The sequence below is a fragment of the Mesorhizobium sp. LSJC280B00 genome (genome assembly GCF_000502835.1).
Classification (GTDB): domain Bacteria; phylum Pseudomonadota; class Alphaproteobacteria; order Rhizobiales; family Rhizobiaceae; genus Mesorhizobium.
Map to the genome: position 1 here is coordinate 1 of NZ_AYVL01000026.1, position 19,376 is coordinate 19,376.

Annotated in this window: 21 protein-coding genes and 6 pseudogenes; 19 read left to right on the top strand and 8 right to left on the bottom strand. The window is 59.7% G+C overall.

What is annotated here, in order from left to right:
- Window positions 1-172 precede the first annotated feature (172 nt).
- The 4 genes from X773_RS66670 (at window position 173) to X773_RS66685 (ending at window position 1,525) form a co-directional block, all read left to right on the top strand.
- Window positions 173-388: a hypothetical protein gene (locus X773_RS66670; RefSeq protein WP_023679341.1), complete on the top strand. Its 216-nt coding sequence runs from the start codon at window positions 173-175 to the stop codon at window positions 386-388.
- Window positions 363-572 carry a hypothetical protein gene (locus tag X773_RS66675; protein ID WP_023679342.1) on the top strand — a complete coding sequence of 70 codons (210 nt, stop codon included), beginning with the start codon at window positions 363-365 and terminating at the stop codon, window positions 570-572. Before X773_RS66670 ends, X773_RS66675 begins: the two co-directional genes overlap by 26 nt.
- 177 nt (window positions 573-749) lie before the next feature.
- Complete coding sequence (locus X773_RS77570; RefSeq protein ID WP_023679343.1) at window positions 750-1,097, top strand: hypothetical protein; 348 nt, start codon at window positions 750-752, stop codon at window positions 1,095-1,097.
- Between the two features lie 137 nt (window positions 1,098-1,234).
- On the top strand, window positions 1,235-1,525 hold the full coding sequence (locus tag X773_RS66685; RefSeq protein ID WP_023679344.1) for a hypothetical protein: 291 nt from the start codon (window positions 1,235-1,237) through the stop codon (window positions 1,523-1,525).
- 93 nt (window positions 1,526-1,618) lie between these two features.
- Here the strand turns inward: X773_RS66685 and X773_RS75135 are convergent.
- Window positions 1,619-1,876: pseudogene (locus X773_RS75135) on the bottom strand (transketolase); the annotation flags it as partial.
- A gap of 388 nt (window positions 1,877-2,264) precedes the next feature.
- On the opposite strand from X773_RS75135, the gene X773_RS66695 reads away from it, so the two are divergent.
- The 7 genes and pseudogenes from X773_RS66695 to X773_RS66725 all read left to right on the top strand — a co-directional run bounded on the left by X773_RS66695 (window position 2,265) and on the right by X773_RS66725 (window position 7,907).
- Window positions 2,265-2,519 carry a type II toxin-antitoxin system VapB family antitoxin gene (locus X773_RS66695; protein WP_023679346.1) on the top strand — a complete coding sequence of 85 codons (255 nt, stop codon included), beginning with the start codon at window positions 2,265-2,267 and terminating at the stop codon, window positions 2,517-2,519.
- A complete protein-coding gene (locus X773_RS78410; protein WP_023679347.1) occupies window positions 2,519-2,635 on the top strand; it encodes a type II toxin-antitoxin system VapC family toxin in 117 nt (38 codons plus the stop codon). The genes X773_RS66695 and X773_RS78410 overlap by 1 nt, the downstream gene beginning before the upstream one ends.
- Before the next feature lie 350 nt (window positions 2,636-2,985).
- The gene (locus tag X773_RS66705; RefSeq protein ID WP_023679350.1) at window positions 2,986-3,354 is read left to right on the top strand and encodes an SOS response-associated peptidase family protein; all 369 of its coding nucleotides are present in this window, start codon (window positions 2,986-2,988) and stop codon (window positions 3,352-3,354) included.
- A gap of 846 nt (window positions 3,355-4,200) precedes the next feature.
- A complete protein-coding gene (locus tag X773_RS66715) occupies window positions 4,201-5,052 on the top strand; it encodes a DUF4118 domain-containing protein (protein ID WP_031212526.1) in 852 nt (283 codons plus the stop codon).
- Between the two features lie 80 nt (window positions 5,053-5,132).
- Window positions 5,133-7,131: pseudogene (locus X773_RS66720) on the top strand (potassium transporter Kup).
- Window positions 7,132-7,200: 69 nt separating this feature from the next.
- Window positions 7,201-7,425 (top strand): annotated as a pseudogene (locus tag X773_RS75145) (integrase); the annotation flags it as partial.
- A gap of 116 nt (window positions 7,426-7,541) precedes the next feature.
- Complete coding sequence (locus X773_RS66725; protein ID WP_023679353.1) at window positions 7,542-7,907, top strand: VOC family protein; 366 nt, start codon at window positions 7,542-7,544, stop codon at window positions 7,905-7,907.
- On the opposite strand, the gene X773_RS76700 is transcribed toward X773_RS66725, so the two are convergent.
- Both X773_RS76700 and X773_RS66730 read right to left on the bottom strand, forming a co-directional pair.
- Entirely contained in the window at window positions 7,894-8,211 is a 318-nt protein-coding gene (locus tag X773_RS76700; protein ID WP_031212527.1) for a hypothetical protein, read from the bottom strand. The genes X773_RS66725 and X773_RS76700 overlap by 14 nt on opposite strands.
- A gap of 477 nt (window positions 8,212-8,688) precedes the next feature.
- On the bottom strand, window positions 8,689-9,162 hold the full coding sequence (locus X773_RS66730; protein WP_023679354.1) for a hypothetical protein: 474 nt from the start codon (window positions 9,160-9,162) through the stop codon (window positions 8,689-8,691).
- 107 nt (window positions 9,163-9,269) lie between these two features.
- On the opposite strand from X773_RS66730, the gene X773_RS66735 reads away from it, so the two are divergent.
- From X773_RS66735 to X773_RS78420, 3 genes and pseudogenes are all read left to right on the top strand, one after another.
- Window positions 9,270-10,154, top strand: a complete 885-nt coding sequence (locus X773_RS66735) for a sigma-70 family RNA polymerase sigma factor (protein WP_023679355.1) — start codon at window positions 9,270-9,272, stop codon at window positions 10,152-10,154.
- 73 nt (window positions 10,155-10,227) lie between these two features.
- Window positions 10,228-10,407: pseudogene (locus X773_RS78415) on the top strand (hypothetical protein); the annotation flags it as partial.
- Between the two features lie 225 nt (window positions 10,408-10,632).
- Window positions 10,633-10,947: a hypothetical protein gene (locus tag X773_RS78420; RefSeq protein ID WP_245274802.1), complete on the top strand. Its 315-nt coding sequence runs from the start codon at window positions 10,633-10,635 to the stop codon at window positions 10,945-10,947.
- Here the strand turns inward: X773_RS78420 and X773_RS66745 are convergent.
- On the bottom strand, window positions 10,899-12,074 hold the full coding sequence (locus tag X773_RS66745; RefSeq protein ID WP_023679357.1) for a Fic family protein: 1,176 nt from the start codon (window positions 12,072-12,074) through the stop codon (window positions 10,899-10,901). The two genes, X773_RS78420 and X773_RS66745, sit on opposite strands and share 49 nt — an antisense overlap.
- A 198-nt stretch (window positions 12,075-12,272) precedes the next feature.
- Between X773_RS66745 and X773_RS77575 the strand changes: the two are divergent.
- Window positions 12,273-12,490, top strand: a pseudogene (locus X773_RS77575) (helix-turn-helix domain-containing protein); the annotation flags it as partial.
- On the opposite strand, the pseudogene X773_RS76705 reads toward X773_RS77575, so the two are convergent.
- The 4 genes and pseudogenes from X773_RS76705 to X773_RS66765 all read right to left on the bottom strand — a co-directional run.
- Window positions 12,489-12,617: pseudogene (locus tag X773_RS76705) on the bottom strand (DedA family protein); the annotation flags it as partial. The pseudogenes X773_RS77575 and X773_RS76705 sit on opposite strands and share 2 nt — an antisense overlap.
- A 24-nt stretch (window positions 12,618-12,641) precedes the next feature.
- Window positions 12,642-13,970, bottom strand: a complete 1,329-nt coding sequence (locus tag X773_RS66755) for a cation diffusion facilitator family transporter (RefSeq protein ID WP_023679359.1) — start codon at window positions 13,968-13,970, stop codon at window positions 12,642-12,644.
- Window positions 13,971-13,978: 8 nt separating this feature from the next.
- The gene (locus tag X773_RS66760; RefSeq protein ID WP_023679360.1) at window positions 13,979-14,260 is read right to left on the bottom strand and encodes a metal-sensing transcriptional repressor; all 282 of its coding nucleotides are present in this window, start codon (window positions 14,258-14,260) and stop codon (window positions 13,979-13,981) included.
- A 138-nt stretch (window positions 14,261-14,398) separates the two neighbouring features.
- Window positions 14,399-15,469, bottom strand: coding sequence for an NAD/NADP octopine/nopaline dehydrogenase family protein (locus X773_RS66765; protein WP_023679361.1), 1,071 nt, complete (start codon window positions 15,467-15,469; stop codon window positions 14,399-14,401).
- 319 nt (window positions 15,470-15,788) lie between these two features.
- Between X773_RS66765 and X773_RS66770 the strand changes: the two genes are divergently transcribed.
- Genes X773_RS66770 through X773_RS66785 form a run of 4 tightly spaced genes read left to right on the top strand, consistent with a single transcriptional unit; the run spans window position 15,789 to window position 19,262 of the window.
- Window positions 15,789-16,760, top strand: a complete 972-nt coding sequence (locus X773_RS66770; protein ID WP_023679362.1) for a LysR family transcriptional regulator — start codon at window positions 15,789-15,791, stop codon at window positions 16,758-16,760.
- Entirely contained in the window at window positions 16,757-18,220 is a 1,464-nt protein-coding gene (locus tag X773_RS66775; RefSeq protein ID WP_023679363.1) for an NAD(P)/FAD-dependent oxidoreductase, read from the top strand. The genes X773_RS66770 and X773_RS66775 overlap by 4 nt, the downstream gene beginning before the upstream one ends.
- On the top strand, window positions 18,217-18,699 hold the full coding sequence (locus tag X773_RS66780; protein ID WP_023679364.1) for a hypothetical protein: 483 nt from the start codon (window positions 18,217-18,219) through the stop codon (window positions 18,697-18,699). Before X773_RS66775 ends, X773_RS66780 begins: the two co-directional genes overlap by 4 nt.
- Complete coding sequence (locus X773_RS66785; protein ID WP_023679365.1) at window positions 18,696-19,262, top strand: peroxidase-related enzyme; 567 nt, start codon at window positions 18,696-18,698, stop codon at window positions 19,260-19,262. Before X773_RS66780 ends, X773_RS66785 begins: the two co-directional genes overlap by 4 nt.
- Window positions 19,263-19,376: the final 114 nt, after the last annotated feature.

Below are 19,376 nucleotides of genomic sequence, written 5' to 3' on the forward strand. Positions count from 1 at the left end.
CGACAGCCTGTCGAACCGGCTTTTTCGTCTGCCCATCGCGGCTCTCCTCGATTTGTGAGCAACCGCCCCACCTACTGACAAATAGGAAGGCATTCCTCGCAGAGTCAATTCGCTCTTGACACTTTTGTTCCCGTTTTGTTCAATTTCAACAGGAACGATCGGAGCCGTCGTCATGGACCACATTGTGAGACTGGACAGCCGCCAGGAGGCTGCACTGCAGGCGATCGCCGACAGATTCATCGCCCAGCACAAAGGCGACGCGGTGAAGGCGCTCAAGGAAATGATCGTCCTCAATGGCCACCTCCAGGACCGTCTTGACGAACTCTCGGCTCCGCGTCGGGCAAACATCAGGAGGAACGACAATGGGCACTATTCGCCTGGACGCTGAAGCCAGAGCTGAACTTCATTCTGAGGCGGTCAGGCTCATCGCCCGATACGACAGCCCGCTTGAGACCGTAAAGGCGCTCATGGCTTATAACTGCGAGCTTGAGACTCAAATTCTGGCCCTCGCTCACCGGCATCCCGGACTGGTGGCGCTCGGTTACGACGACACGCCGCCAATCTTGGGATGAGCCATGAACGTCGGAACGGCCCTCATGCCGCCCGACGGGTATGGTGATGACGGCGAGTGACTCAGCATGTTCGAGATGCAACGAGCCCGGACGATTCGCGACAAATATCCCAACCAGGGCCGAGCCAGCCGGTGACGGCAGCTCGCTTCTTTTCAGCATGACCGGGTAGAGTTGACCATGCAGGATCTTATCAGCTTTTTGGAAGCCAACTCCGCGCTGATGCTGGCCAACCCGGCCGCCTTTGCCAGTCTTGCGGTTCTTTTCGGAGGAGGCGGATTTGCGGTCGGCCGCTATTTGTTGACCGAGCGTCTCGCCAATCTGGAAAGCCGCATTGCCAGGCGTGACGAGGAAATTGCTGAGCTGAAGACCGGGAAGAAAATGCAAGATGACGAGCCGCCCATGGTGCCTATAGTCGGCACTGCTGCAATAGGTCCAATCAGTCGAAGCGACCCTGTAGCTCTGGCCATCGGACGAGCCCAACGCACCGGCCCGGCAACCACAAATGGAAGACGACGAGCATACTGAAGGCCAGCCGTCCTCTGCAAAGAAGCGCGGAAAATGATTGTTTACTGCCTTCGACCCACGATAGCAGCAGCCTTGGCCAATCACTTCCCAACTGAGTACCAGGGCGAAGGCCAGATGCCATGCACCGAGTGACACCAATGACTCGCCGATCTGTTGCTGAAGATCTCGAAAGCGCAGCTCAGCGCATAGCCGAAATGTCTCGCGCGCATTTGCAGATCCTCCTGCGTCGCGCTGCTTTGATGCTTCGAAACGTCGGTGGCGTGCCGCTGGAGCCCGCGACCGCAGATGCACTCGATTCCATAGCGGCCGAGATGAAAATCGGCAGGCCAGACCTTATCCAGATCATCTTGCGACAATGGCTGGAAACGAATGCCTATTTGCCGGTTCGGACGATCGACGAGGAAAGCGAGACGGACGGGAGCGCGTAGTTATCCTCAGCTAACCTCGACGCCTGATCGCTGAGCGATTTTCCGTGTCTTTCGAAGTGTCCTGTTCAAAGCGACCGAGAAGGGGAACGCGCAAGCGCGCTGGATGAACGGATCGTAGAGCGTGCCGATCGGCAGCAGCCGCTTGCCGAAAATCGAATGCGACAGTCCAAGTGCCGACAGCAGGATGAACAGATTGTTCTCGGCGATGCCGAGTTCGATGTGCTGGCCGGAGGTGCCGAATTCCCATTTCTGCGCCGAGGCGATACGTTCGCTGCGGAAAGTGTCAGCAAGCGAGCGACGCGCGAACAGGCCGCGCCGGTTGACCCAGGGGCCGAGATTGGTCGAGACGGATGGAATCCGGCTATGGGGAATGGTTGTTCGATGGCCGCGCTGCCACTCTGGGTGCAATATCTGCAAGCTCTGCTTATACGCCAACCATTAGGCTCGCCGTCAGCTTCACGTCCTGTCGTCAGTGGCGGACCGCGAAGACCTTCGCGCCGATCGAGGTTGACGACACGACCTATCAAATGCGGTGCGAAAAATGCCCGCGACAAGAGACGGTCGTCATCAGCTGCGAACATCCTTCGGCCGAGCAACGGCAGTCAATGACGGTGCGCCGGCTGAAACGAATTACTATGTCCGCAGCGTCGAATAGTACGCCGCCCCGCGCCGTAGCGACCGAGCATTGAAAAAAGCTACACAATAGCGTGATGATGGATACGCGATTGGAGCTACACACATGACCTTGAACATCCGAAACGATGAAGCTGACAAATTGGCGCGGGAGCTTGCCCGCCTCGACCGCACCAATATCACCGAAGCGGTGATATCCGCTCTCCGTGAGACAATCCGAAACCGGATGCACAAGGAGCGGCCGCGCGAGACTGCACAGAAGATTCTGGCAAAACATGGCCTGTCATTCCAACCTGATCGAAAGCCGGTCCCACAAGAAGCCTATCACGACCTGGATCACGATCTGCAGCTGGACGAATAATGTTCGTGGATGCCCGTGCCATCGTGTCGATGATGGCTGGCGAGGACACCGCCGATAGCTATGAAGCCGCCTTGCTGGAAGCGCCCTCCCCCTTCACCTCGACGCTCGCCGCGTGAGAGGCGATTATTGTTCTATCCCGGCCGGACCAGCTGAATTGCCCGTACAGCGCCGCCGAGGCAGTCGTGGTCGAATGGCTGGAAGCCAGAAGAATCGCGCTTCGCGAGCCAGGATCGCCGCTGCGGGTACTGTCCTATGCCGTCGCGGTTGCCGAAAAACACGGAATTGGCAAACGCTACCTCAGCAATTTCGATTGCTTTCACTAGGCCTATGCCAAGACGATGCGTGCGCCGCTGCTGACGCTCGACGGGCTCTTGCGCGAAACCGACGTGAAGACCCTGCCACAAAGCACAACGGCCCTTTCCGCGGAAAAAAGCCGTAGCCGGAACGCGCTCCCATAGAGCGCTGTGTGTATGCCATTGCGATGAAGTCGGGCGAGCCGTTCGCCTTGGCGGCGCTCTGGGAGAATTGGCGCGACCCCGCTATCGGCGACAACATCCGCTTCACGGTGCTGACCTGTGAGCCGAATCCGCTCATGGCGACATTCCACAACCGTGTGCCGGTCATACTGGCGTCCGAAGACTACATGACCTGGCTGACGGACCCCGAACCGGAACATCTCATGAAGGCGTTCCCAGCAGAGCTGATGACCGTGTGGAAGATTGGCCTTGACGTCGGCAACCCGAGAAACCGCCGCCCAGTTCAAGCCCGGCGAGAACCTCGGTGCTGTCCGGACCGAATTGCAGCATGCACTGCGCCAAGCGGCGAAGAAGCATAGGCGCGCAGCCTAAGGTCCCACGAAAGCGCGCGACTGCGTTAATGTCGGTCCCCAACGAATCTTTGCTGCTCACGATTGTCTCTCGATAGGCTAACTTTCTTGAATTGCGCATAATGCCTGCTCTCGACCCCGTAGCGAAACTAGAAACAAGCTTGAGGCTACGGAGAGAGTTCCAAGTCGGAGTGGTTTCCAATTCGGGTGAAGTCGCCAGCCGCGATCTCCTGGCCTGTTTTCAACAGCGCTCCGGCGATTGCGCGGGCAAGCGAACCGCCGACACTTATTCGCAGTACGCCAGCCTCCGCAATCTGATCAAAGGTCAAGCCGGGTGCACCCTGGCCCACGAATCGGCAACCCCTTCGGGGTATCGGCGTATCCTTCTCCAAGTCCGCCGTCACCGGAATATCGGTCGAAGCTGCTATTTCAGCAGCGTAGGTCAAGCTTTCAGCGCGGCTAACCTCCCCGTTCCGTCTTTCTTGCCTTTCGAGAAGGCGTAGTCTGAAGATGTGGTTGCCAGCGCCTTGAAGCCCAACCCCGTCATTATTCGAGCGCCGGCAATGTCCCATCGGTTTGGCATCACAAAGCAGCCCGTTTTGTGAAGAGCACGAAAACATTCGACCTTTTTTGGGATCGAGCAATCACGGTTCCAGTCCTCCCATGTTGCCTAAGCTGGATCTCAAGCCGGGAGGATACGGCAGCAAAAAGCAATAAATTTGCCGACGGCCACGGTCGGCAATGGGCCGCCGTCTTTATGGAATCTTTATATTTTGGGCCTCCCGCACGAATGGAACCTTTATACGTATCGGCCTAGCTTTTGGTTATGCGCCGACCCCGGCAGGGAGGGATGCGATGGCCGATGTCAATTCGAGCCTGCAACAGGACATTACATCGTCCCCGGGTGCCGATTCGCTTTTCGGCTTGGCGGATGCTCCCGCCGGAGTACGCTATCTTGCTTCGTTTGCAATGACCGCCTTCGCGACGGCCGTGGCTGTCGGCGTCGACAGCCAAGTAGCGATCCCGAACATCTCGCTCATATTTGTGGTGCCGGTGATCTTAGGGGCCGTCGGCCTCGGTCTGGGCCCCTCGCTCTCTTCGGCGATACTCGGCGCACTCGCCTACAATTTCTTCCTCACCGAGCCCCGCCACACACTGATCGTCGATGACCCGGCAAACATCTGGGCGATTGGACTGCTTTTCGTCGTCGGACTTATCGTCAGTGGCGTTGCCTTTACCTCCCGGCGCCGCGCAATTGAAGCGGCGCTGCTGAGGAGGCAAGCAACGATGCTGCAAACCTATAGTCGCGATGTCGCGGGGATCGACAATGCGAAGGCGATCGTCTCGATCACTTGCCACACGCTTGCAGCGCTCTTCCAAGTTCCTGTCGTCGTCATTCTCGTTTTGGACGGCAAAGTAGTTTCCGTCGAGAAAGTCGGCGACGTAGCACTCCAGGAAGCAGAGATCGAGGCGGCTCAATCGTCGTTGGCAACGGGACTTGTCGTGAGCGCCGGAATCTATCCGGCGTTGACCTCCCGCTTTGACTTTTGGCCCGTAAAAACAACGGCAGGGGGCGCGCGCGCCGCGATCGGGCTCGCATTCGACCCCGAAGAACGTCCTGCGGCGCCTTCGACGTCGGTCGATATCGTGGGTCGCTTCCTGGCGCTGGCCCTTGATCGTCAACACTTCCGGCATGCTCGACCGTAAACACCCGGAAAGGCGAAAGTCAGCAAACGGCGCCAGGACACCGACAACGAAACGTTTGCTCTAACCGGAGGAGCAGGTTCATGGGCAATGCCGATGTAGGCAACGGCGGGGGTGCAGCAGCACAGCCCGTCGCGCATGACGTCCACTCCCAGCAGAGCCTACGAATACTGATCCTGGGCGCACTCGGCGTCGTTTATGGCGACATCGGAACAAGTCCCCTCTATGCGTTTCGCGAAGCCCTGTTTGTTGCGGCATCGGACGGCTCGGCGACGCGCGAGGATGTGCTTGGCATTCTTTCGCTGATCATTTGGGCGCTGACACTCATCGTCACGGTTAAATATGTTACATTTGTTCTTCAGGCGGACAACAAGGGCGAGGGCGGCACGCTCTCCCTGATGTCCCTGGCCGGCAGCAGCCTTCCGGCGCGCTCAGCTGCCATTTTGATCTTGGGCGTCCTTGGCGCGGCGTTGTTTACGGGTGACTCGATGATCACGCCAGCGATCTCGGTGCTGGCTGCAGTGGAGGGTCTTGAGACCGTTACGCCAGCCCTAGAGCCTTACGTGTTGCCAGTCACACTTGTTATTCTCGCCGGGCTTTTCTCCGTCCAACGATTCGGGACCGGAGCCATTGGAGGCGTTTTCGGGCCGATTACATTCGCATGGTTTGTCGCGCTTGGGGCTTCCGGAGTAAGCCACATCGTCACCAATCCCGGGGTGTTGTGGGCCATCAATCCCTATTACGCCGTCCAATATCTCGCGACCAATCCAACACTTGCGCTGGGTACAATCGGTGCAGTTTTCCTAGCTGTGACCGGCGCAGAAGCGCTTTACGTCGATCTCGGCCACTTTGGTCGCAGACCGATTGTGGTGGCTTGGCTGTGGATTGTGTTCCCGTGCCTTCTGCTCAACTACATTGGGCAGGGTGCCTTTGTTCTGAACCGCACCGAACTGCCGGAGAATGTCTTCTTCGACATGCAGCCTCGCTGGGCTCTGGTGCCGATGGTCGCCTTGGCCACCGCCGCTACGATCATCGCCAGTCAGGCTGTCATTTCCGGGGCGTTTTCGCTGGTGCGCCAAGCTGTCCAGCTGAATCTTCTGCCGCGCTTCAGCATCCTGCACACATCCGAGACGCAAGAGGGCCAAATCTATCTTCCGAGGGTCAATTGGTTGCTCGGCATTGGCGTCATGGTGCTGGTGCTCGGGTTCCAGAAGTCGGGCAATCTCGCTTCAGCCTACGGCATCTCTGTCACCGGCCAGATGGTGGTCACCGACCTGCTTCTCTTCATTGTTATGCGCCGAATCTGGAACTGGTCTCTCAGTGGTGCCATTACGGCGTCGGCACTCTTCCTGATCGTGGACTTGGTATTCCTCGGCTCGAACATCATTAAGGTGATCGAAGGAGGCTGGGTTACGCTGACCATTGCGCTGGTGATGTGCCTCATTATCTGGACTTGGATGCGCGGCGGCCGCTATTTGTTCGACAAGACGCGCCGGAACGAGATCCCGCTGGATTTCCTTGCCGGCAATCTGCTGAAGAAGAAGCCGCATCTGGTGTCGGGCACCGCGGTGTTCCTGACCAGCGATCCGCTGAGCGCGCCGACGGCGCTGATGCACAGCCTCAAGCACTACAAGGTGCTGCACGAGCAGAACGTCATCCTTTCGGTGGTGACNGCCGACGGCGCTGATGCACAGCCTCAAGCACTACAAGGTGCTGCACGAGCAGAACGTCATCCTTTCGGTGGTGACGGCGCCGCAGCCTGTCGTGCCCGACAGCGAGCGCGTCAAGATGGAGACCGTCAACGAGCTGTTCATGCGGGTGACGCTGACCTTCGGCTATATGGAGCAGCCCAACATCCCGCGTGCGCTGGCGATCTGCCGCAAGCAGGGCTGGAAGTTCGACATCATGTCGACATCCTTCTTCCTGTCGCGGCGCTCGCTGAAAGCTTCGCCCAATTCCGGCATGCCGGTGTGGCAGGACAAGCTGTTCATCGGCCTTGCGCGCTCGGCGGCCGATGCGACGGAATATTTCCAGATCCCGACCGGCCGTGTTGTCGAGATCGGCACGCAGGTCGTGATCTGATCCGACTGGGTACGAGAAGGCCCCAAGGGGTCGGATCGCGCCGCAGGCTGTCGCTCGATTCAAGGAACGCAGTACGATTTCGAAAGCTCGGTTTGGATCATCCCTGAAGCACGCATGAAAATGCGACGGCCGCACCGCGTACCCCTTTCAAGGCAGGCTGTTTGCGTCCTGACCTCACTTAGCAAACTCTCTGGTGGTGGTTCGCAGCTGTTTCCGAGTGTTCGATCGGCTTCGCGTCCGATTTCCGACAAATCGCTTAACGCTGCGCTGCGCCGGATGGGTTACGGCAAGAAACCTCATCCGACTTTTCGGCCGGCATCCAGAAAGCCTGCTTCTGCACTCAGCTCCACCGACAGGGAAACCTTTGCCGAAGTTGACTGTTGTAGCTACAAGACAGAGGAGAAGGTTGAATGGCATCCGTCCGATACATCGTTGCGGACGTCGATGAGGCGGTCGCATTCTATCGAGACTATCTCGATTTCAAGATCGAAATGCACAATCCGGGCAAGTTCGCAGCGCTGCGGCGTGACGACTTGACGCTGTATCTCAGCGCCCCAGGTGCGGGAAGCGGTGGTCAGGCGGGCGGCGATCCGAAGCCGGGCGGGTGGAACCGATTTATGATCGTTACGAACGAACTCGATGTCGTCGTTGAGCGGTTGCGCCGGGCTGATGCAAGATTCCGCGGCGAAATCAGCGACGGCGGTGCCGGTCGCGCCATCTTGCTCGAAGATCCATCGGGCAACGTCATCGAGCTATTCGAGTTCAAGAAGGACTGAGCCTGATGCAAGGCTGCTGGCAGCGGCCGTTGGTCTTGATGCGCACGCTCATGGTCATGTCGCGTTCCGGCACCCACGGCAGATTTCCGCCCTCTTTGACTAAAAGCGAACGAGCCGGAAACCACCCCGGGGGCGGACCAACCGCAGCGACCTGACGATCTTCAATCGACGACCATTTCGCGCCACGTTCGCCGTACTCGATGTTGCCGGGCACAACCTGAAGTTCGAGCAACCCCGCCTGTTCGAGGCACTCATGCGCGACTGGCTCGACCGTACCGAAGCGAGCCGGACGCTCTGACGACATGGTGCCCTCACTCCGGGTCAAGTGGCGCTGGCGGGCCGTTAACCAGCACCTGTAAGTTGACCCCATGGAGCTTGACCCTAGGTCAAGTCCTGGCGGCCTTGAGCTGCGCGGGGATCCACTTGCTTTCCTCCGCACCCGCGAGCCTCAGCCCAGTCGTAGTGGCTTCGGGGAGTCCCGGATGCTGGCGGGCGCTACCGCAAGGCTGCGGCAAGAATATCATAGTGCTCCAGCGGAAACTTAGTTATCAGTTTCATCCGCGCTGGGGCGCCACGGCCGATGAAGATGGGGCACTACTCGTTTGCCACCCCGCTATGACGGGGCGACCGGTTGCGCCAACGCATGCTGTACTGAGTTGCAGCCAAAGGCTGCTACGCCATCTGACTCGGACAACGCTTCAGCTGGCTGAGATTGATAGCTGGTGGTTGCGCGAATACGAATTCCCGCGATCAATGTGGATGGCCGCGCTTTTGCGAGTTGTTACGCCATAGTTCGACTCAGAACCACGCAGAGGAGCGCGAGCCCAAGCACGACCGTTGTCAGGACGTTGACCTTTTCGGCTTTGGCGATTGCTGTCGCCACGTCGCTGCCCTGATCTCCTGTTGCAGAGCCCCGGATGTTCCCGACCACGTGGACCCACTTCCTCTCGGCGATCCGATTGGCCGATGCACCGAGAAACAGCGCTAGTATTGCTAAGCCTACGCTCATCGTCGTCCACACGCCGCGGGCACCGGCCACGTACATCCATACGCCGGTCGCAACCGTCAGAAAGGCCAAGACGGCGTAGAAGGGGCCGGTGCCGTAGCGCCGCGCGAGTGTCTGTAGGAATCCGACGCCGGACGGCCCTGCTTGAACGACGGCGGGGCCTATGACCACCACATAAAAGACGGCTGCGCCGAACCACGTCCCGAGCAAGGCAATAAAGATCAGAATCAGCGGGTTGGTCGGTTCCATGATGATATCTCCTTTGTCTCAGCCCAGGCCGTTGAAAGGGGAGTTGTCACATCGGATGGGCCTCGTCCGTCATCACTGTGACGGACAGCGATGGGAAAATGTGACAGATGAAACCGGATCAATGGCTGGCAGAGCGCTTCGAAGCTGATCGCAAGCGCCTGCGGAAGGTTGCATACCGCCTGCTCGGTTCATCGACAGAGGCCGACGATGCAGTGCAAGAAGCGTGGCTACGCCTCACCCGCTCAGATGCCCGGAGCGTCGACAATCTTACCGCTTGGCTCACTACTGTCGTTGCGCGCGTCTGCCTCGACATGCTGCGGGCGCGCAAATCACGCGAGGAGACTCTGCAGGCGCTCTCCGAGTGGTGCGCGGATTCGGGAGACGCCGCGGACCTCGAAAAGGAATTAGTGATTGCCGATTCGGTCGGCCTTGCGTTGAGTGTTGTACTCGAAAAGCTTGCTCCTGCCGAACGTGTCGCCTTCGTGCTGCACGACGTCTTTGATGTGCCCTTCGAAGAGATTGCCCCTATCGTCGGCCGTACCCCGGTCATGGCGCGGCAACTGGCAAGCCGAGCTCGTCGTCGCACACGGGGTCAGCCCACCGTTTCCGCTGCTGAATTGAACAGGCGGCGGCGGCTTGTGGATGAGTTTCTTAACGCAGTTCGTTCCGGCAACATTGATGCGATCGTGGCCCTCCTCGACCCGGATGTCGTAATCCGAGTTGATTCATCTGCGGCTCCTGACGGAAGAGCGGTGGAAGCACATGGGTCCACAACAGTTGCGAGGGGGGCTCTTGCCTTCGCGGCACGTACGCAATTCGCGACGCCAATGCTTCTGAACGGGGCGCCAGGGATTGTTGTGGCGCCGACCGGACGTGCACGATATGCACTGACGATAGACGCGGCAGGGGAGAAAATCCGAGCCATTGAAGTGATCGGCGATCCCGCTCGCTTGAGTCAGATCGATTTTGCCACGCTTAACTCACCAGATTAGGACAAGTCGCGATTTATAATTTGTCGCTGCACCCAGCTGCCTGCCAGTACGTTACGCAACAGAGGCTTGGCCGGTGCGATCAAGGAGAGCTGAGGACATCGGCGTTATTGGCGGCGGACGCCGCAAGCCGACTGGCGTCATTGACGTCGCGCTGATCCAGAGCCTCTTGCGCCCAGGCGAAGTATCCAACCTGGTAGCGGACTACGGTCATCTGATCGTCGATGAGTGCCACCATCTTTCGGCGGCGAGTTTCGAGCATGTGGCCCGCCGGGCGAAAGCGCGCTATGTCCTCGGACTGTCCGCGACGGTGGCCCGCAAAGATGGTCATCATCCGATCATCTTCATGCAATGCGGCCCTGTTCGGCATCGCGTTGATGCGCGCGCCCAGGCCGCTGGGCGGGGGATAGTTCACCGCGCCAAGCCTCGATCGACGCAGTTTCAACTTCCGCCACCTCTGGCGGCGTCGGACCGTCCTTCCATGCCAGCAATTTATGCAGCCATCGCACAGGACGAGTCGCGTAACAACTTGATCTTCGACGATGTGCTGAAGGCGCTGACGATGCCAATCTCTTGGAAGGGCACGCTGGCCCAATACGTCGGCCGTCTGCACCACCAGGATAACGGGAAGACCGAGGTTATCGTCTTCGACTATGTTGATGAGATGGTCCCAGTGCTGGCGCGCATGGCAGCAAAACGGGATATCGGACGCTCGGCTATAGGGTTGAGTGATCCGCCGCCGGCCGCTCATCGGCTGAAGTCCAGTTCCGTTCCGGTTCGCAGGCGTTCCGTATAGGCGTGATAGGCGAAACTGCGGTCGCGCTTCTTTCCCGTCGTTTCCACGAGGATACCGATTTCGGCCAGCACCTCGATGGCGCGGGCTGCGGTCGGTTTGCTCGTGTCGAGCAGCTTCATCGCCGATGCGACGGTCACGATCGGATGCCGCGGAAGCCGCTCGAACAATCGAAGAGCTGAAACGGATACGGATTCGACACCGAGCAGCCGCGTGCGATCCGCGCTGACGAGGTTGAACAATTCACGCGCCGAGCCGACAGCTTCATCGGCGATCGTGGCGATGCCATCGAGAAAAAAATCGGTCCAGCCCTCCCAGTCGCCCTCTAGCCGCACGAGCTTGAGGCGCCGGTAGTATTCCTCGCGATGACGCTTGAAGAAGAGGCTGAGATAGAGAAGCGGAGCCCTCAAGAGTCCCCAGTGTTCCAGCAGGAGGGCGATCATCAGGCGCCCGATCCGCCCATTGCCATCGAGATAGGGGTGAATGGTTTCGAACTGGGCATGCAAGAGACCCGTCCGCACGAGCTTCGGCAGCTGGTCGTCGGCGTGGATGTATTTCTCTAAAGAGCTGAGAAGCTGAGGGAGTTTCTCGGAAGGCGGCGGAACATAAGCCGCGTTCCCGGGACGGCTTCCGCCAATCCAGTTCTGGCTGCGGCGGATTTCTCCGGGCTGCCTGCTTCCGCCGCGCACGCCGCGCATCAACTGCTTGTGTGCTTCGTTCAAGAGCCGCAGGGAAAGCGGCAGACCACGCTTCGACGCGAGCTGGTTGCGCGCGTAGGCAAGGGCGTCGAGGTAGTTTGTCACCTCCTCGACATCGGCGTTGGGTTGGGGCTGTTCCTCGGCTTCAAAAGCGAGAAGGTCGACGAGCGATGCTTGCGTGCCCTCGATCTGAGACGAGATCACCGCTTCCTTGCGCACGAAGGCGTAGATGAACCAGTCGAGCGAAGGCACCATCTCGCCCGCCAGATCGAGCCGGACAAGCGCCTGCTCGGCTTGCCCAAGGCGGCGTTCGAGCTTGGTGTCGATGACAAGCACCGGCCGCACGGGCGGCAGATCGAAGGGGACGAAGGCATCAACCTTCTCGCCGCCTGCGGTCACGCTTTCGTACCGGCCTGTTGTGCGCTTCGGCATGACTTGGCGGCTCAACCCGGGGGACGACGTTGTTCCAACGGCCGGACGCAAGGAACGCTTATGTTCTCTGTCGGTCACGCTGAGAACGAACTCTTTACTAGTCAGAGTTCTTAGTCAATAGATTGTTCCTAGTGGTTTCCGCCTGATAATAGTCCCGGGTGGGATTCGCTTTTACCTGTGCGCATGCGAATCTGGCGCATGCGCACTGGAATATCTCTCACCGTCTCGCCTTCTGATCATCGGCGCCTGGCTGGTCAGCGACCGCAACAATCCGCAGAAGCATGTCTGGCGCGCCGAGATCGTGCTGTTGCGCGCCGATGGTATCGGTACGGTCGAAATCATGCGGCGGACCGGCAACCTGTGTCTGGCGCTGGCAGGAGCGCTTCGCTGAGGAAGGCTTTGAAGGGCTGCGCCGATGAGCAGCCAGGGCGAATAATCCCCAAGCAGCAGCCCGACCAGCACTGCTTCCGATTGCATCGGCAGGATCGTAGCGGCGAGCAAGGCCGCAAGGAACAGACCAGCATAGGCCGCGAGGTCGGTCATTTAACCGCATATCCGCCAGTCGACCTAATGATGGTGACTTTCGGGTTCGACCATCTTGAACGACAGCACCTGTTCGCGATTCTTGGCGGCCAGCACCAGCCTTGCCTGGAACTCATGCGGCTCGGCAGGGGCGACGGTGCTCTCAAGCCGATGACGGTTGTCGCCGACGGGTTCGAGGCGAAGCGTCTCTGGCCCGTTGGGCCGGTCGATGATCACCGTCGCTGCCAGATCGTCGGCCTGGCGATCGATGGTCAGCCGCATCCGCTCGCCAGCCGGTGTGTCGACGATTTCCAACGTCCCCGCAGCCAGATCGCAGGCGACCTTGAAGGGCTCCGGCGCATGATGGTGAGCATGAGAGATTTCCGCCGCCGGCCCGGCCGGGCTCACCAGGCGGACATTGGCTTCCGCCAACGCCGGCAAGTGGGCGAACAACTCCTCCTTGAGGGCTTCGGTTACGCCCAGCACGTCCTTGGCCGTCGCCATTTCCGGAACACTGATGGCGACATCGGCATGCAGACGATGTCCTATCCAGCGTGCCTGCACGCTTTCAACGCACCCGATGCCCGACACGTGTTCGGCGGCATGGTGGATCTCGTCGACGATGCCAGGTTCGACGCCGTCCAGCATGCGGGTCAACACGGCTTTCGACGACTGCCAGACGATGGCGAAGATCGCCACGGTGATCAGCAGCCCGACGATCGGATCGGCAAGCGGAAAGCCCAGCCAGACACCGATAGCGCCCAGCACGACCGCCAGACTGGTAAAGCCGTCGGTGCGGGCATGGTAGCCGTCCGCAATCAGCGCAGCGCTGTTGATCTCTCGCCCGACGCGGATACGAAATACGGCGACCGCTTCATTGCCGATGAAGCCTATGAGGCCGGCGATGGCGACCCAGCCAAGAAATGTGATGGGACGCGGATTGATCAGGCGATCAATCGCCTCATAGCCGGCGACAATGGCGCTGAAGAGGATGATGAGAACGATGACGATCCCGGCCAGATCCTCGACCCGGCCCAGGCCGTAGGTGAATGTCTTGCTCGGTTTGCGGCGGGCCAGCATGAAGGCGATCCACAGCGGAATGGCGGTGACCGCGTCGCCGACATTGTGGATGGTGTCGGCCAGCAGCGCCACGCTGCCGGAGAGGAACACGACCACAAGCTGGAGCGCTGCCGTGATGGCCAGAACGACGAATGACCATTTGATCGCCCAGATGCCGCGTGTCGTCGTGGCGATCGTCGGATCGATGACGCCATGAGTGTGGCCATGGCCACCGTCACCGTGATCATGTCCGTGCCCACCCATGCCATGCGTCATCGGGCCAAACCCGAACCAATCGCGAACTTTGTCCATCATCGCGCTTTTCACAGGTACTTGGTGATGTCCTTGAACTCGTCGATCGAGCGGCGCTGCTCGCGCGCCAGCGGCCCGACGACGTCTTCAAGGCAATGGTTGAGATGATCCTGGATCAGGGTCTTCTTGGCTTGCGAAATGGCCTTCTCGACAGCATGGAGCTGCTGGGCGATGTCGAGACAGGGTCGGCGCGCTTCGATCATTTCGATGACGCCCTTGAGATGTCCATCGGCCCGTTTGAGGCGCTTTACGATATCGGGATGGGTTTCGTGGATGTGGGGTTGGCCGCTCATAGCTTGATACTATCCTCCTGGAGGGGATAGGCAAGTCTCAGAGGGGCCTCGATTCTGGTTTAAGCAACAACCATTCGTCAGGTTTGGAGAAGAGTCGCCGCTCATGCCATATCGGATCAGCGGTGCAGCCCTGTCTCGTCAAAATCCCTTACGGCAAAGGTTTTCAAGCTCCGCTTTTGCCATTCCTTCGATGGCTAGAGCAGGAAGGATATCATTATCTCCCTTGAGATCGCGACCGTAAGCGGCCGAGAATATGTTCATTCCAGACTCATGGAGGATCGCTGGATTTCCACTGATCTTCCCCAAAAGTACCGTCGGCAGCAGCCCGAAAGGAACGTCCTCCAGAACATAGCGGCTTTCGATAGTTGACGGGCCCAAGCCGCCGCGGCCTTGGCGATCCATCTCCCGGTTCATTTCCGAAACGGTGCCCATAGGGACGTGAAACGACAATGAAAAATGCTCTTCAACTGTGCGCACGGCAATTCCAAAATGGGCGGCGATCGCCAATCGTTCGGCGTCCAGAGCCTCGACAAAGCGTCCGACGGCCGGCGTGACGTTTCCACCCTGGCTCCACTGCTCGGCCTTCTCGATGCGTGTGAGATTGAGAAGGGCAATCCCCAGATGGTTCTGCGGATTGAGGTTGCTGAGCGCGATCGCAAGCAGGCCGTCGCGCTTGACGAAACGATCGCCGAACAGGGCCGTACAAAGCTCGAATCCTTGGTCCAGCGCATCGAAAGGCAGCGTCGCAACATCAAGCTTCTGGCGAACGGTGACAACATCGATTTCAGTCGGTCCGAGCTGGCGGCCGGTCACGAGCGTTGTGCCCCAGACGACGATCGGCAGGCTGACCTTGCGCTTTGCCAGTTGCTTGGAGAGATACAGCGCCCCGAAAGAACTATGCGAGCTGATGATGACCGGTACACCCTCGCTCAGATAAGGAGTGGCAGCATCCATCACCATCTTGTGGCCGTAAGCCGGCAGCGCGATCATCACCACGTCCGCATTGGCAATGGCATCTTTACAATCCTTGGCGATACGCACCGACACCGTTGCCTCGATAGCGCCCGTAGCCGTTAGCGATTCGCCGGTGGCCAGTGCCTTGGTGCGCTCTCCCGACGGCGACCAAAGCAATGGATCGTGCCCCGCCTCCGCCAAGTAGGCAGCAAGGCCGTAAGCAATTGCGCCGGCCCCCAGAATACTCACCCTCATAGGATTTCTCCTGTTCCAGTCTTTATGTATCGCAGCGCGGCGACCGCCATTGCATGCACGCCCAGCAGGCAGGCACAACTCGATCGAAACCTATCGCTTCCTTGAGCCTGGCTACCCATGAAATCGTCATCCATGGGGTTCAGCTGGAACGCGTTCGAGCCACACGGCCGAGACGGCCGGCGACGCTCTGTGGGCTTGCGAATCATTCCGACCGTACGGCGAATCACCGAGGCGTCTCCGGCCATATTATTTCCGCCTTGACATATATCAAATCCGCATGAGACGATCTTATTCATACACAACGCGCATGTAGGCGTAAATGGAAACACGAGATCTACAGGCCTTTCTTGCTGTTGCTGCCAGTGGCAGCATCACCAAGGCTGCCGAGATGCTCGGGTGTTCCCAGCCTTCGGTGACACGCACCATTCAGGATCTCGAGGCGGAGCTCGGCTTCGAATTGCTGCACCGTGTCGGTCGGCGGGTGCAGTTGTCCGAGGAGGGTGTGGCCTTCGAGGAGGAGGCGCGGCGCTTGCTGATGTCCTTCACCGAGCTAGCGGCGCGGGCCAAGATGATTGCCGCCGGCAAAGGTCGGATTCTGCAAATCGTTGCGACCTCTGCGATCGGAACTGGCTTGATCCCGACGGCTATGGCCGAGCTCAACGGTGTCGAGCTTCCAGACGAGACGCATCTCGGGCAGTTTCTCCCCTCGATCGTCGCGCAGGAAGTGCGCAGCGGACGTGCCGAGATCGGGTTTTCGAGCCTGCCGCTCGATACGCCCGGTCTGGATGTCCTGAGGCTCTATTCGGCGCCTGATGTTGCTGCCGTGCGGGAGGACGATCCGCTGGCTGAACTTGACGTCATACCGCTTTCCGCTTTTGCCGGTCGCCGCGTCGCCACATTGCTCAACCCCCTACGTTTCCAGTTGCATGTCTCCAAGGCATTGGCGGCCAGGGGCATCGACACCGGGCCAGTGATCCGGACCAATACTGCATATGGCGCGTTGCAGATCGTTCGGCGGACTGGCGTTGCGGCTGTCATCGATCCTCTCACCGCCTATGGCGTGGCCTTGCCCGGGGTCGTCATTCGCCCGATCGACGTGACCGTTCTTTTCTATTGGGGCGTTGTGGCTGCCGAGAAACGCCCCCTCCGTCCAGTCGCGCAGGCGTTGATGGATGCGGTCGAGGCGGTGGCTGAACGGTCGATCGTCGGCTTCAAGAAACTAGATCCGACCCTCGCTGGCCAATTGGTGAACGATCCTGCATCCGGCACAAATCACGGAACGGGAATATGAAGCATACCCCCGCCGCGCCAACGTCGACAGGTCTTGCTGCGCTCGAAGCACAGTTCGCGCAGGATCTCGACTTTCTCGAACTGCCCGCCAAGCCATGGGTTCCCGCGCGTTCGCGCGATGGCGTGCCGGTCCGTGATGTCGTGGTGATCGGCGCCGGCATGTGCGGACTTGCTGCCACGGCAAAGCTGGTACTGACCGGGATAACCAATGTCGTGGCCTATGATGCGGCTAGGGCCGGGCTCGAAGGACCATGGGTAACGTTTGCCCGCATGCAAACGCTCCGGTCGCCGAAAACCCTGCACGGTCCGTCGCTTGGCCTGCCGCAATTGACGTTCCGCGCCTGGTTCACGGCGCAATGGGGCGTTGAGGCCTGGCGGTCGCTGGACAAAATCCCCAAGGGCCAGTGGATGGACTACCTGGTCTGGTACCGCAAGGTTCTCGGTCTGCCGGTGCGCAACAGCGTGCGCATGACCGGACTGGCACCCGTTGGAGATCTGATTGCGATCGATGTCGAGGGCGCGGAAACCGGCCAGGTCCTCACCCGTCGTCTCGTTCTGGCCACCGGTCGGTCCGGTTTGGGCGGTTTTGCCGTGCCCGATTTCCTCAGCGGCATCGATCGTGCCTATTGGGCCCATTCTGCCGACGACATCGATTTCGATGCGCTGAAAGGCAAGCGCGTGGCGGTGATCGGTGCCGGTGCCTCTTCCATGGATAATGCCGCAACGGCACTCGAGGCGGGAGTCGGCTCTGTTGACATGTTGATCCGGCGCAAGGAAATGCCGCGCATTAACAAGCTGACCGGCATTGGCAGCCCGGGTGTTGTACTCGGCATGCATCACTTGCCCGATGCCTGGAAGTGGAAATTCTTCGATTATACCGCCTCGACCCAGACACCGCCGCCGCGTTCATCGACACTCCGCGTGTCTCGCCACCCCAATGCTCGGTTCCTTCTTGACTGCGGCATAGTTGCGGTGAAGGAGGAGGCAGGGACCCTGCTGGTGGAAACCACGCAGGGGCCGATTCGCTACGACTTCCTGATCGCGGCAACCGGCTTTTCAAATGACTTCAGCGGCCGCCCGGAATTTGCGGCGATCGCCCCACATATCCGCACCTGGTCGGATGGCCGATATAGGCCGGATATGGGGCCGGCTCGTGCAGGCATGTCGGACGCGCCGGATCTCGGTCCCGCCTTCGAGTTTCGCGAACGCGTCCCCGGCTCCTGCCCGATGCTGGCGCATATCCACTGCTTCAACGACGCCGCCATGCTGACCCACGGCAAGGTCTCCGGCGACATCCCAGCCGTCAGCGCCGGGGCCGACCGTCTGGTCCGCGGCATTGCCGCATCGCTGTTTGCCGAAGATGTCGAAACCCACTTCGCCAATCTGATCGCTTACGACATCCCGGAACTTCTGGGGGACGAATGGGTCGATTCAACGTTGCATAAGGAGGCCGCACTGTGATCGACGCCATGGATAAGGCCGCGGGGATTTCCCCGGACGATGCTCTTTTCACCGCGCGTCGGTTTCGGCCTGAATTCGTGCAAGGGGCGGAGGAATGTCGGATCTCCGTACTGCACCCGGCCCACGACCAAGGATTGGCGCCGATTTTGCGAGTTGCTCTTGCCCGTCGCATGGCCGCCCTGAATGCCGATGCTGCCCTATTAGAGCAATATGACACGCAATTGGCTCAGCTTGATCCGACAGAGCAGCTTCTGGCCTTGGCCCGCGGGGAAAAGGATCTGGAGGAACCGTTGGCGACCATCGCCAGGCATGTCGACCTGATCACGCTGACACCGAAAAGGGCGGAGGCGAGCCACATCGCCCTGCTCGCCAAAGCCGGGTTGAACAATCCGCAGATCGTCGCGCTCTCCGAACTGATTGCCTTCATCAACTTCCAGACGCGGGTGGCGACGGGCTTAAGACTGATGAGGTCGGCATGATTTCCTCGGTGCGCCTGAAGCCGCTGAACTGGCAGCCATACATCGCGCCGGTCGAGCTATCCGAGGCCACGCCGGAACAGCTCAATGCGATGAAGGTTACACCCTCCGCCAAGAAAGTTTCGGAATATGTACGGACCCTTGTGCATGATCCGGAAAGCTATCTTGCCCGCACCATCTTGTTCAACGCGATCATGTACGTCGAGGGTGGGCTCGCCCGTCCCGATCGCGAGCTTGGCGCCTTGGGCGCCTCGATGGTCAATGGTTGCAAATTCTGTGCCGTTGTTCACGCCCGCCGACATGCGGAGTTGACCAAGAGCGACGATGTGGTCACCGCGCTGTACCTCGACGAACCCGAAAAGCTTGGGCCGCGCGATGCGGCAATCTACAGCTTTGCCCGCCGGCTGTCGGCGGCGCCTTCGGAAGCGACCGCAGACGATATCGCCACGCTGCGATCCGTCGGCATGAATGATGCCGAGATCATCGACCTTATCCACGCCATCTCGATCTTCGGCTGGGCAAACCGGCTGATGCACGTTCTCGGCCATGCGGAGACCGGGAAATGACATTGCGTATCATCACCACGCCCAGGCGTCTCCAATCAGAGCCAGCTGAACTGGTGGCTCATAAGGATAAGAGGGAACCAATGCAGATGAGTTCTTGGCTGCTCCGCAATCATC

Excerpts from the sequence above, each read along its gene's own strand:
- X773_RS66730 (WP_023679354.1), bottom strand. The coding sequence starts at position 9,162 with ATGGAACCGACCAACCCGCTGATTCTGATCTTTATTGCCTTGCTCGGG.
- X773_RS66770 (WP_023679362.1), top strand. The coding sequence starts at position 15,789 with ATGGAAACACGAGATCTACAGGCCTTTCTTGCTGTTGCTGCCAGTGGC.
- X773_RS78420 (WP_245274802.1), top strand. The coding sequence starts at position 10,633 with ATGCCAGCAATTTATGCAGCCATCGCACAGGACGAGTCGCGTAACAAC.
- X773_RS78410 (WP_023679347.1), top strand. The coding sequence starts at position 2,519 with ATGTTCGTGGATGCCCGTGCCATCGTGTCGATGATGGCTGGCGAGGAC.
- X773_RS66735 (WP_023679355.1), top strand. The coding sequence starts at position 9,270 with ATGAAACCGGATCAATGGCTGGCAGAGCGCTTCGAAGCTGATCGCAAG.
- X773_RS66745 (WP_023679357.1), bottom strand. The coding sequence starts at position 12,074 with ATGCCGAAGCGCACAACAGGCCGGTACGAAAGCGTGACCGCAGGCGGC.
- X773_RS66725 (WP_023679353.1), top strand. The coding sequence starts at position 7,542 with ATGGCATCCGTCCGATACATCGTTGCGGACGTCGATGAGGCGGTCGCA.
- X773_RS66675 (WP_023679342.1), top strand. The coding sequence starts at position 363 with ATGGGCACTATTCGCCTGGACGCTGAAGCCAGAGCTGAACTTCATTCT.
- X773_RS76700 (WP_031212527.1), bottom strand. The coding sequence starts at position 8,211 with ATGTCGTCAGAGCGTCCGGCTCGCTTCGGTACGGTCGAGCCAGTCGCG.
- X773_RS66775 (WP_023679363.1), top strand. The coding sequence starts at position 16,757 with ATGAAGCATACCCCCGCCGCGCCAACGTCGACAGGTCTTGCTGCGCTC.
- X773_RS66755 (WP_023679359.1), bottom strand. The coding sequence starts at position 13,970 with ATGATGGACAAAGTTCGCGATTGGTTCGGGTTTGGCCCGATGACGCAT.
- X773_RS66760 (WP_023679360.1), bottom strand. The coding sequence starts at position 14,260 with ATGAGCGGCCAACCCCACATCCACGAAACCCATCCCGATATCGTAAAG.
- X773_RS66670 (WP_023679341.1), top strand. The coding sequence starts at position 173 with ATGGACCACATTGTGAGACTGGACAGCCGCCAGGAGGCTGCACTGCAG.
- X773_RS66765 (WP_023679361.1), bottom strand. The coding sequence starts at position 15,469 with ATGAGGGTGAGTATTCTGGGGGCCGGCGCAATTGCTTACGGCCTTGCT.
- X773_RS66785 (WP_023679365.1), top strand. The coding sequence starts at position 18,696 with ATGATTTCCTCGGTGCGCCTGAAGCCGCTGAACTGGCAGCCATACATC.
- X773_RS77570 (WP_023679343.1), top strand. The coding sequence starts at position 750 with ATGCAGGATCTTATCAGCTTTTTGGAAGCCAACTCCGCGCTGATGCTG.
- X773_RS66685 (WP_023679344.1), top strand. The coding sequence starts at position 1,235 with ATGACTCGCCGATCTGTTGCTGAAGATCTCGAAAGCGCAGCTCAGCGC.
- X773_RS66715 (WP_031212526.1), top strand. The coding sequence starts at position 4,201 with ATGGCCGATGTCAATTCGAGCCTGCAACAGGACATTACATCGTCCCCG.
- X773_RS66695 (WP_023679346.1), top strand. The coding sequence starts at position 2,265 with ATGACCTTGAACATCCGAAACGATGAAGCTGACAAATTGGCGCGGGAG.